Origin of the sequence: Corallococcus sicarius (assembly GCF_003611735.1) — a bacterium.
GTDB classification, from domain to species: domain Bacteria; phylum Myxococcota; class Myxococcia; order Myxococcales; family Myxococcaceae; genus Corallococcus; species Corallococcus sicarius.
Map to the genome: position 1 here is coordinate 1 of NZ_RAWG01000317.1, position 11,149 is coordinate 11,149.

9 protein-coding genes are annotated in these 11,149 nt (G+C 69.2%); 2 read left to right on the forward strand and 7 right to left on the reverse strand.

Annotated elements, in window-relative coordinates; all coding sequences use genetic code 11:
- Positions 1-1,262: DmpA family aminopeptidase (locus D7X12_RS33725; RefSeq protein WP_147443883.1), on the reverse strand; the 1,262-nt coding region annotated here is incomplete at its 3' end.
- A 63-nt stretch (positions 1,263-1,325) separates the two neighbouring features.
- Complete coding sequence (locus tag D7X12_RS33730) at positions 1,326-1,994, reverse strand: TetR/AcrR family transcriptional regulator (RefSeq protein ID WP_120629325.1); 669 nt, start codon at positions 1,992-1,994, stop codon at positions 1,326-1,328.
- Positions 1,995-2,166: 172 nt separating this feature from the next.
- Here D7X12_RS33730 and D7X12_RS33735 point away from each other — a divergent pair, with 172 nt between their 5' ends.
- Entirely contained in the window at positions 2,167-3,594 is a 1,428-nt protein-coding gene (locus D7X12_RS33735) for a carotenoid oxygenase family protein (RefSeq protein WP_120629326.1), read from the forward strand.
- A gap of 15 nt (positions 3,595-3,609) precedes the next feature.
- Here D7X12_RS33735 and D7X12_RS33740 read toward each other — a convergent pair whose 3' ends face one another.
- Entirely contained in the window at positions 3,610-5,241 is a 1,632-nt protein-coding gene (locus D7X12_RS33740) for a CehA/McbA family metallohydrolase (RefSeq protein ID WP_158620176.1), read from the reverse strand.
- A 111-nt stretch (positions 5,242-5,352) separates the two neighbouring features.
- Between D7X12_RS33740 and D7X12_RS33745 the strand changes: the two genes are divergently transcribed.
- Entirely contained in the window at positions 5,353-6,666 is a 1,314-nt protein-coding gene (locus D7X12_RS33745; protein WP_120629328.1) for a phospholipase D-like domain-containing protein, read from the forward strand.
- Between the two features lie 63 nt (positions 6,667-6,729).
- Here the strand turns inward: D7X12_RS33745 and D7X12_RS33750 are convergent, their stop codons facing one another.
- The 4 genes from D7X12_RS33750 to hemB all read right to left on the reverse strand — a co-directional run.
- Entirely contained in the window at positions 6,730-8,958 is a 2,229-nt protein-coding gene (locus D7X12_RS33750) for a D-alanine--D-alanine ligase family protein (protein ID WP_120629329.1), read from the reverse strand.
- Positions 8,943-9,560, reverse strand: a complete 618-nt coding sequence (locus D7X12_RS33755; protein ID WP_120629330.1) for an RDD family protein — start codon at positions 9,558-9,560, stop codon at positions 8,943-8,945. The genes D7X12_RS33750 and D7X12_RS33755 overlap by 16 nt, the downstream gene beginning before the upstream one ends.
- Before the next feature lie 23 nt (positions 9,561-9,583).
- Positions 9,584-10,111, reverse strand: coding sequence for a type IV pili motility protein SglS (sglS, locus tag D7X12_RS33760; RefSeq protein WP_120629331.1), 528 nt, complete (start codon positions 10,109-10,111; stop codon positions 9,584-9,586).
- A 76-nt stretch (positions 10,112-10,187) separates the two neighbouring features.
- A partial coding sequence (hemB, locus tag D7X12_RS33765; RefSeq protein WP_244224943.1) for a porphobilinogen synthase occupies positions 10,188-11,149 on the reverse strand: 962 nt, incomplete at its 5' end.

An 11,149-nucleotide genomic window follows, 5' to 3' on the forward strand; every position in this document is an offset into this window, starting at 1 on the left:
GGAATCCCCTCCGCGCCGCGCACCTTGGTGGGCAGGGCCGAGGAAACCGTCACCTCCCCCTCCCGGTCCTCGTCGCTGGGGCGCTCCTTGGAGGCCGGCACGCTCGTCTGGTGGGGGCGCTTCTTCACCGAGGCGAAGATGGGCCGGCAGGCGTCCACGAACCGGCGCACCTCGTCCAGGGGCAGCGCGGGCGAGTAGTTGTCGTTCACCCCCGTCATCGGCTCGGCCATGCACATGGCGTTGAGGATGGCCTCCTCGGTGGCCTCCATCACGGCCTCGTAGAGGGGGTCCAGACGCTGATCCAGTAGGATCTTCATCTTGTAGACCATCTTCTGCGTGCGCCTGGGGATGATGTTCGCGGTGGAGAAGCCCACCACGATTTCGCCCGAGCCGTGCGCCGCGTAGCTGCCCACCCGCCCGATGCCCAGGCCCACGCGCTTGCAGAGGCGGTTGATCTGGTGGCTCAACAGGGGCGCGTCGGTGGCGACCACCGCGATGATGGAGCCGTAGGACTTGCCGCGGTGGGGGGTGTTCTTGAACTTCTCCACCAGCACCTCGCCCACCGGCAGGCCGCCCACGCGCAGGTTGTGCATCTTCCCGAAGTTGGACATGACGAGCACGCCCAGCGTGTAGCCGCCCAGCACCTCCGGCAGCTTGCGCGACGACGTGCCGATGCCGCCCTTGAAGTCGCACGTCACCATGCCGGTGCCGCCGCCGACGTTGCCCTCGCGCACCGGGCCGCTGGCGGCGTTGTTGATGGCCTCGAGGACGTGCTCCTGGCGCACGTGGCGGCCGGAGATGTCGTTGAGCCACGAGTCGTCGCACTCGCCCACCACGGGGATGATGACGTCGTGCTCGTCACCGATGCCCGGGTAGCGCTGCACGAGGTAGCGGGCCACGCCGTCGGACACCGCGCCCACGGCCATGGTGTTGGTGAGGAGGATGGGCGTTTCGATGAGGCCCCACTCCATGAGCTGCGTCATGCCGGAGACTTCGCCCGCGCCGTTGAGCACGAAGCCGCCTCCGCTCATGCGGTCCATGAAGATGTTGCCCAGGTTGGGCAGGATGGCGGTGACGCCCGTGCGCACCGGACCGAAGCCGGGCCTGAGCGGGCCCTGGCCCTGGATGATGGTGGAGTGCCCCACGAGCACGCCTTCCACGTCCGTGATCGCGTTGAACTTCCCCGGCTTGAAGCGCCCCAGCGGAAGCCCCAGCTCCCGCGCCCGGACCCTCGGCCCTGATTCTTCCGGTATCCGCACCATGGCGCCGACCGTACCCGACAATCTCCGACGGTCAACCCCGCTTCCCTACCGACTGTCGCTGTTTCAGCCGGGCCCGGGGCGCGTGAGCCCCTCCAGCAGCAGCCGCGTCTGCACGACCGCGAGCGCCTCCGCGGCCTCCGCGCCCTGCCCGGCCTCCTGGAGCTGCCGATCCACGAACAGCGACGCGAGCCCGTGCACCATGGACCACGCTGCGAGCGTCAGGCGCCGGGACTCTCCCGGGCGCAGCACGCCCGCCGCCTGCCCGGCTTCGATGCAGCGCACCAGCAGCGCGAAGGCGTTCGTCCCCTCGTCCGACGCATCGGGCTGCAGGGGGCGCGTGAAGTGCGGCCCGAACATCACCCGGAAGTGCGGCGGGTGGCGCACCGCGAAGAGCACGTAGGCCACGCCCGCGGCGGACAGCTGCTCCAGGGGCCCGGCCGGGGCCTTCGCCATGCGCTCGCGCATCTCCTGCGCCATCGCGCGGAAGCCCTGCTGCGCCACCGCCTCCAGCAGCGCCTCCTTGTCCGCGAAGTGCCGGTAGGGCGCCGCGTGCGTGACGCCCGCCCGCCGGGCGACCTCCCGGAGCGTCAGCGCGCCGAAGCCCTCCTCGGTGATGAGCGTCACCGCCGCGTCCACCAGCGCCTGGCGCAGGTCACCGTGGTGGTAGCGCGCCTTCTCCTCCGGCGCGTCCGACGGCTTCTGCGTCCGTGCCTGCTTGCCCCGAGTCGCCACCGTCCGTGCCTCCTGGCGTGTTGCCTGGAGGACGTAACCATCCGGGGCCCGAAGTAGCCAGCGTCAACATCCATGTTGACAGCGACAACATGCAATGTTTACGTTGTCTACACGCTGAAGGGTTGCGGCAGCGCCCGTGCCCTCCGCAGGAACCAGGAAAGGGTTTTCCGCCATGACGACCGCGATGAAGCAGACGACGTCCTCCGCCGCCCCGGGCTGGCTCCGGGCCTTCCGCACGCTTCCCCGCCAGCACGGCTTCGAGCCGCTGCGGGTGGAGGGCCAGGTGCCCGAAGGGCTGCGGGGTTCGCTGTACCGGGTGGGGCCGTGGACGTTCGAGGTGCACGGCCGGCCGTACCAGCACTGGTTCGACGGGGACGGCGGAATGCTGGGCGTGCGCTTCGGGCCGGACGGCGTGCGGGGCGCGGCGCGGCTGCTGGAGACGCCGAGCATGGTGGCGGAGCGCAAGGCCTCCGGGCAGCGCTACGGCGCCTACGGCACGCCCACGCCGCTTCTGCACAAGCTGCGCAACCAGCAGAAGAACTCGGCGAACACGTCGGTGATGGCGTGGAACGGCAAGCTGTACGCGCTGTTCGAGGCGAACGTGCCCGTGGAGGTGTCCCCGGAGGACCTGTCCTGCGTGGGCGAGTCGGACCTGGACGGCGTGGTGGTGGAGAGCTTCTCCGCGCACCCGCACCGCGTGCCGTCACGCAAGACGTCCTACAACTTCGGCGTGTCGTACGGCCGGGAGACGAAGCTGGAGCTGTACGCGCTGCCGGACGGCGGCGGGGCGAAGCGCCTGGGCTCCGTGAAGCTCCCCGGCGCGACGATGGTGCACGACTTCATCGCCACGGACCGCTACCTCGTCTTCTTCCTGCCGGCGCTGCGGCTCAACATCTTCCGCATGCTGCTGCGGCTGGGCTCGTACTCGGAGAACCTCCACTTCCGGCCGGAGGTGGGCTCGGAGGTGCTGGTGGTCCCCATCGACGATGTGGAGCACCCGGTGCGCATCCCCACGGAGGCGTTCTACCAGTGGCACTTCGCGAACGCGTTCGAGGAGGGAGAGAAGCTGGTGGTGGACTACGTGCACTACCCCGACTTCACGACGAACCAGTGGCTGGGTGAGCTGGTGCGCGGACGCACGTCCACGCAAGCGAAGGGCATGCTGCACCGGGCGGTGGTGGACGTGAAGGCAGGCACCTTCCACACCGAGCGCCGCTCGGACGTGAGCTGCGAGTTCCCCCGCGTCGCCCCTGGCGTGGTGGGACGCGCGCATGGGACGGTGTTCATGGGCGTGCACACCAGCGACGAGGCGAAGTGGGGCCCGCACAACGGCGTCGCGCGCATCGAGGTGGCGACAGGCCGGCTCACGGTGGCGGCGCTGGGAGCGGAGCAGTACCCCTCCGAGCCCGTCTTCGTCCCCCGCCCCGGCGGCAGCGCGGAGGACGACGGCTGGGTGCTCACCCAGGTCTACGACGTGAAGGCGGACGCGTCCCACATCGCCGTATTGGACGCGCAGCGGCTGGAGGACGGGCCGGTGGCGCGCTGCCACTTCGACCACGCCCTCCCGCCCACCTTCCACGGCGGCTTCGCGCCCGCCTGAGCGGGCTCCCCTGCCCTACCGCCCCGTCCAGACGGGGGCGATCCACGCCATGGGCGCCGTGCTGCCCTCGTTGTAGACGCGCAGGAAGAAGTACTTGCTCGTCGTGTCGGTGAGGGACGGGGTCCAGGTGACGGAGGCCTGCGGCGTGGCCAGGGCGAAGGTCTGCACCACCACGCCGTTGTCCTTGAGGATTTCGATCTTCGAGATGCGGTCGCCCACGTCCGCGTCGCTCACCTGGATGTTGAAGTTGAACGTGGAGGGGCTCGCGAGCGTGGAGCCCATGATGGCGCCGTTCACCGAATAGACGACGCGCAGGTTGGTATCCAACGCGGCATAGGTGCGGCGCTGCTTCATCGCGTCCAGGAGCGCGGCCTTGGTGCGCGAGGGGGCGACGAGGAACGTGCGCGCCGTGTGGCGCGTGATGCCCCAGAACCCGTGGTTGTCATTGCCGCACACGGGGGACACCTTCCAGCCCTTCTCCAGCGCCGCCAGCCACGCGCCGTAGTGGAGGTTGTCGTTGGAGTTGATGACCTCCAGCAGCGTGAGGATGTCGGTGAGGGCCGCGTCCCGGTAGCCGAAGCTGTTGTAGTTCACGGCGTCCGGGTGGTTGAACGACGCCACCGTGTCCGGCTGCGTCTTGAGCCACGCGTAGAGCTGCTGGAGGCCCACGCCGGACTCCAGCGCGTCCAGGTACGCCGGGCTGTTGATGACGTTGATGTGCCCCGTGCCGTCCGGCCCGTTGTTCTCCGAGTGCTCGTAGCCCCAGAAGCCCACGTAGCCGCTGTCCGTCGCGTCCAGGGCCTGCTGCTTCGTCGCCACCCACGCGGGCGTCGTCGGGCTGGTGGGGTTGAACGCCACCTCCTGCGAGTGGTCCGTGGTGACGTAGAAGTCGTAGCCGGCCGCCTTCGCCTGCGCGTGGTGCTCCGACGGAGGCCCGTTCTTCGTGGGGTCGCCGGAGGTCACCTGCTCGCCGTGCGACGACGTGTAGCTGGTGTGCGCGTGCGTGTTGCCCGCGTAGACGAACCACGTCGTCGCCGTGTCGTAGCTCACCACCAGCGTGGGGCCGGGGCTGCCCTCGCGGGACGTGAAGTTCGTGTCCCCGGCGAAGGTCGTGTCCAGGCCCACCGTCACGTTGCCGTTGCCGGCAATCAGCGCGGACACATCCCACACCGAGTCCTGCCCCGCCGTGTGGCTGGACACCGTGGACAGCGCGGCGCCCATGGGCAGCCGGGTGTTCCAGGTGAGGGCCGTCTCACTCCAGGACGTGTCCGCCACCGCGTGCGCGGTGATGGGCCGGCCCGTGGCGGTGGTGCCGGCGGGCATGCGCAGCTGCGCGGTGATGTTCGTCGCGCCCGCGGGAAGGCCGGTGACGTTGAACTGCAGCACCACTTCCTTGCTGTAGTTGTTCTGCGCCGACACCTGGATGAGGCTCTGCGTGCCGAAGTTCGTCGTGGGCGCGAACTGCTTCACCATCGCGTCCTTCACCGGCGTGAAGCTCAGGGACGTCAGCGCCGCGAGCCGCGAGGGCTGAGCGCTGGACACCGGCTCGAAGCCCACCGACGCCGCCCGCGCACCCTGCGGCGCCAGCACCGCGCAGCCCATCAGCACCCACGACACCACCGAACCCCGCTGAAACAATCCGCTCATTGAATTTTCCATTTTGGAAAGAATGGGTTTCATCCCATCCATATCCCGGTTCTCTCCGCTTTCCACGCCATTTCATATTAAATGGTGAGAATTGGAGAATGGAGGCAGCGCATGAAACAGCAGCGATGCAGCGGACGTGCAGGGCTCCTGGCGGTGGTGGGACTCGTGATGTCGGCGGTGCTCGGGGGGTGTCAGCCCGCGGCGCAGACGGACCCGAACCTGGTGGGGGCGCAGGAGCAGGCCGCGACGAACGTGCCGGGGCTCTACGCCGTCTTCAGCCAGCCGGACAACACGGGCACGCGGGACTACCGCATCAAGGATGAGCTGGTGCGGCTCATCGACAACAGCCCCAGGGGTTCCTACATCCGCATCGCCATCTTCCTCTGGACGACGGACCACCTGAACGCGGCCATCAAGGCGGCGCTGTGCCGGGGCGTCATCGTGCGGCTGGTGGTGGACGAGCAGAACGGCGGCGCGGCCTCCGAGTTCCTCTCCGGCGGCGTCATCCATGACTTGAGCAGCCACGTGCCCCCGGCGGCGAGCTGTCCGGACGCGACGCGGCTGGAGCTGACCCGGTGCAACGGCACGGGCGCGGGGAGCGCGTGCATCGCGGGGTTCGATCGCTCGGGGACGATCATGCACGACAAGATCTTCACCTTCAGCACGACGACGGATCCGCAGGGCAACCGCATCCAGCGCGTCGTGGTGCAGGGCTCCTGGAACAACACCTACTCCCAGAACAACTACTGGAACGACATGGTCGTCAGCTACGAGGACTGGGACTGGTACGACTACTGGGTCGGCTACCACAATGACCTGCGCGGCCAGACGAAGACGACGGACTACTACAACCCCTCGACGGGCCAGGGGTACTACGACTCACCGAACGCGCCGTGGACCGCGTACTTCTTCCCGCGCGAGGGCAACGACAACGAAATCAGCTCCGACACCGTGACGAACAACTTCACGGACTACATCCGGACGGCCGTTGCGGGCTGCACGCTGGACGTGAACCAGAACCACTTCAACGACAGCCGCATCATCGTGGCCACGGAGCTGCTGCGCATCGCGAAGCTGGGCTGCAAGGTGCGCGTGCTCTACACGGACATGGAGGCCGGCGTCCGCGCGAAGCTGGGCGGCTCATCGAACATCACCGTGCGCCAGCTGCATGACGTGTCCGCCAACAACGTGAAGACGAGCGACGGCACGCCCCGGGAAGTGCTTACCCACAGCAAGCACTTCGTCTACTCGGGGAACTTCAACGGGACGGTGCGGAAGATCGTCCTGACGGGCTCGCACAACCTGTCGAAGAACGCGCTTCGCTACAACGACGAGAACCTCGTGAAGTACTACTCGGACTCGCTGTGGCAGGCGTACCACGCCAACTTCGAGAAGGGCTGGGCGCAGGCGCTCAACGACGGCTAGCCGCACGGCCGCCCGAAGGCAGGGGGCATTCCGCCTCCCCTGCCCTCGCGGTCCGTCAGCGGCTCAGGACTTCAACTCCGGGCGCACGGGCGCGGACTCCGCGGGGGCCGCGTTGCCGTTCCCGCTCGCATGGGCGGGCGCGGGGGCGGCGGCGGCAGCGGCAGCGGCGTTCGCCTGCGCGGTCTGCTCCTCGATGCGCTGCACCACCTTGTTGAGCGGCCGCGGAGGGCCGGGCGGATGCTCCGTCTGGGCCCGGCGCGCCTCGCGCTCTTTGTACCGGCGGATGGCGGGCGCCATGATCTCGCCAATGAGCGCGCGGTAGTCCATGCCGGCGCCCGCCGCGATGAGCACCAGGTCGCTCCAGCCGGGCGTGAGGCCGGGCAGCGGGTTGCACTCGATGAAGTAGATGCGCCCCTTGTCGTCCATGCGGAAGTCGATGCGCGCCACGTCGCGGCACCCCAACGCCATGAACGAGTTGCGCGCCGCCGTGCGCAGCTTCTCCAGCAGCGCCGGTTCAATCTTCGCGGGCGCGTCGTAGCGGATGCGATCCGTCCAATCCAGCTTGTGCTGGAAGCTGTAGACGGGGTTCTTCTCCGCCTTGTCCAGGAAGACGATCTCCATGGGCGGCAGCACGCGCGGACGCCGCTCACCCAGCAGGCCCACCGTGAACTCGCGGCCCCCGATGTACTCTTCAATCAGCGCGGGCTGCTGGTACTTGCCGGCGATCTCCTTCACCACGTCGCGCAGCTCCGCTTCGCTGTAGCAGACGCTCTTGGTGACGACGCCCTTGGAGCTGCCTTCCGCCACCGGCTTCACGATGAGCGGGAAGCCGGTGAACTCCTTGTTCAGCCGCTCCTTGCCCGTGACCATCAGCTGGAAGTTGGGCGTGAGGATGCCCGCCTGGCGGACGATCTTCTTCGCCAGCGCCTTGTCCAGCGCGAGCGACAGCGTCGCGGGATCAGAGCCCGTGTACGGGATGTCCAGCAGCTCCAGCATCGCGGGCACCTGGCTCTCGCGGTTGCGGCCCTTGAAGCCCTCGGCGATGTTGAAGACGATGTCCAACGGCGTGCTGGAGAGCACCGTGGGCAATTCCGCCGTGGCCTCCAGGTCGATGACCTCGTGGCCCCACGACGCAATGGCCTCGCGGATGGCCTGCAGCGTGTTGGGCGAGTCGTACTCCGCCTCGCTGTCCTCCACCGTCTCCGCCGTGGCGCTGGGCTTCACGCGCTTGACGTTGAAGCTGAAGCCCACGCGCAGCGGCCCCGTCTTGCGCGCGGGCTTGCCCTGGCGGCGCGCGGAGTCGCGGATCTTGTAGCGCTTGGCCGCGCTCTGGATGATGGAGTTGATGACCCCGTCCAGGTGCAGCCCCTCCAGCTCCGCCGCGGAGTAGATGCCCGCGCCCGGCTCCAGGCTGGGCAGCGCGTTGATTTCGAGGAAGTACGGCACGCCCGCGTCGGACAGGCGGAAGTCCAGGCGCCCCAGGTCGCGGCAGTCCAGCACCTGGAAGATCTTCTGCGCCATCTTGCGCACGTCCTCCGCCATCTTCGGGGGGATGTTCGCCGGGGCGCGCACGCTGACGGCGCGCTCGCCCTTCGTCTTCAGCTCGTAGTCGTAGATGGCGTACTTGCGGGCCGTCGCGGCCTCCGGGTCGATGACGTACTCCACCGGCGCGAGTACGCCGTCGTAGTCGTTGTCCACCGCGGCCAGGAACGGCACCGTGAGGTCGCGCCCGCTGATGTACTCCTCCACCAGCACGCCCGCCGGGTACTTCTCCAGCGCCTTCGCGACCTTCTCCCGCACGGCCTCCAGCGTCTCCGCGACGGAGTCCTGGGTGATGCCCTTGGAGGAGCCCTCGAAGTTGGGCTTCACGATGACGGGGAAGTGCAGGTTCTCCGCCGTCAGCTCACTGAGCTTCTCCACGTACTGCCAGCCCGGCGTGCGGATGCCGTGCTTGGACAGGATGAGCTTGGTGAGCTGCTTGTCCAACGTCAGCGCCAGCGCGTACGCGTCCGAGCCCGTGTACGCGAACCCCAGCTCGTCGAAGAGCGCCGGGTAGAACGCCTCCCGGAAGCGGCCACGGCGGCCTTCGGCGGTGTTGAAGATGAGGTCGGGGCTGTAGGCCTCCAGGCGGGCCACGGTGCGCGACGCGGGGCCGCTCACCTCGAAGCGCTCCAGGCGGTGGCCCAGGCGCTCGATGGCGGCCGCGAGCGTGTTCACCGTCTCCTGCGTGTCGAACTCCGCCTCCTCCTCCGAGTCCGACAACCGCAGGTTGTACGTCAGCGCGATGCGCATGGCTTGCCCCGTCTTCCTTTCCGGAATGGCTTGCCGCGGCGCACCTTCGCCGCGGTCATCAAACGGCCCGGGGCACGCGCTGCCGCCACGGGCGTGCGGGCTGCAACCGTCGCGCCCGCCACAACCTTCCCATCCACCACCTGCGTCTGCGCCCAGGTGTCGCCCAGCCGCAGGCCCAGCGGGTCGCGCAGCACGCGCCACGCCTCCACGCCCCCAATCACCACGAAGCCCGCCGCCGCGGCCACCAGGCCGTGGGGCGCGGGCATCATCCCCAACAGCACCACCAGCGCGAGCGGCGCGTTGCGAAGCGTGCTGTCGCGGTGCCGCGCCGCGGAGCGCGTGGGCAGGTGCATCACCTTCACGCCGAAGATGCGCTTGCCCACGCTCTGCCCCTGGAGCATCCCGTCCGCGAGCAGCAGGAACAGCAGCGCCACCACCGCGCCCGCCGCGCCGCACACCACGTACAGGCCCCAGGCCGTCAGACAGTCCACCACGCGCGCGCCCCCGCGCAGCAGCAGGGACGCCTTCGGGTACGGAGAGTCCGGCCCCGCGTCCTCCTGCACCAACCGCAGCACCCGGCTGCCACCGCGGCCCGTGGACATCAGGCTGCGCTCAGGGGTGGCGCTCACTCCTCCGGCTCCAGCGTGCGGCCCTCTTCCGTGCGCTCCGGTTCGTCCAGCCCGGCCAGCCGCGCCAGCCGCTCGTGCGCGGACAGCGGGTGGACGAAGGGCACCACCGTCTGCGCGTGCTCGCCGGCCTGTTCCGCCGCGAGCCTCGCGGTGGGGCTGCCCACCTCCGACATCCGCTGAAGCCGCTCGCGCGCGCCCGCCTCGTCGTGCTGCGCGGCCTCGCCCTCGCGGGTGAAGAACACGAACGCCATCGCCGGCCGCTTGGAGGACTCGCGCATCGCGAACTGCACGCCGTCCAGGTTCCAGCCCTTGCCCGTCCACTCGTTCAGGGTGCGCTCCAGCGCTCCCTCGTCCACCGTGGACAGCTCCACCACTTTGTATTGCAACGGCCCGGGCTCACGAACGACCGGGGTGCGGCCCCGGCCCGGGCGCTGGCCGGCCCGGGACTTCGGCTTCGCGGCAGGGGCGCGTCGGGGCGGAGGTTTCGCCGGCTTGCGTCCGGGGCGCTTCTTCTGGGTGGGCATCGTGTGGGGACCATTTGGGCGCAAGCGGCGGAGCCAATCAAGCCTCCCGCCGCAACGGCGCGCCCCGCGTGTTGCCTTAGAGGAGTTTGGCGGCTTCCAGGGCGTGGTACGTGATGACGAGGTCGGCGCCGGCGCGCTTGATGGAGGTGAGGACCTCCATCATCACGCGCTCGTAGTCCACCCACCCGTTCTGGCCGGCGGCCTTGAGCATCGCGTACTCGCCGGAGACGTTGTACGCGGCGAGCGGCAGATCGAAGCGCTCGCGCAGCGCGCGGATGACGTCCAGGTAGGAGAGCGCGGGCTTCACCATGATGAAGTCCGCCCCCTCCTCCACGTCCAGCTCCGTCTCGCGCAGGGCCTCGCGCACGTTGCCGGGATCCATCTGGTAGCCGCGCCGGTCGCCGAACTGCGGCGTGCTCTGGGCGGCCTCGCGGAAGGGGCCGTAGAAGCCGGAGGCGTACTTGGCCGAGTACGCCATGATGGGCGTTTCGGACAGCTTCACCTCGTCCAGCGCCTTGCGGATGGCGCTGATGCGGCCGTCCATCATGTCCGACGGGGCGACGATGTCCGCGCCCGCCTGCGCGCACGTGACGGCCATCTGCGCGAGCAGCGGCAGCGTGGCGTCGTTGACGACGTGCTGGCCGTCGAGCACGCCGCAGTGGCCGTGGTCGGTGTACTCGCACAGGCACACGTCCGCGATGACCTGGAGGTCCGGCACCGCCGCCTTGATCTCCCGGATGGCGCGCTGGACGATGCCGTCGCGCGCGTAGGCCTGCGTTCCTTGCGCGTCCTTGTGGTCCGGGATGCCGAAGAGGATGACGGACGGCACGCCCAGCGACTTCGCGAGCTTCGCCTCCTGCACGGCGTGCTCCACCGACAGGTTGAAGATGCCCGGCATGGAGGAGATGGGACGGCGCACGTCCCGGCCCTCGACGACGAAGAGCGGGTAGATGAAGTCCGTGGGCGAGAGACGCGTCTCTCTCACCATGTCACGGAGGGCCGCGGAGCGACGCAGCCGGCGGGGGCGGTGGACGGGGT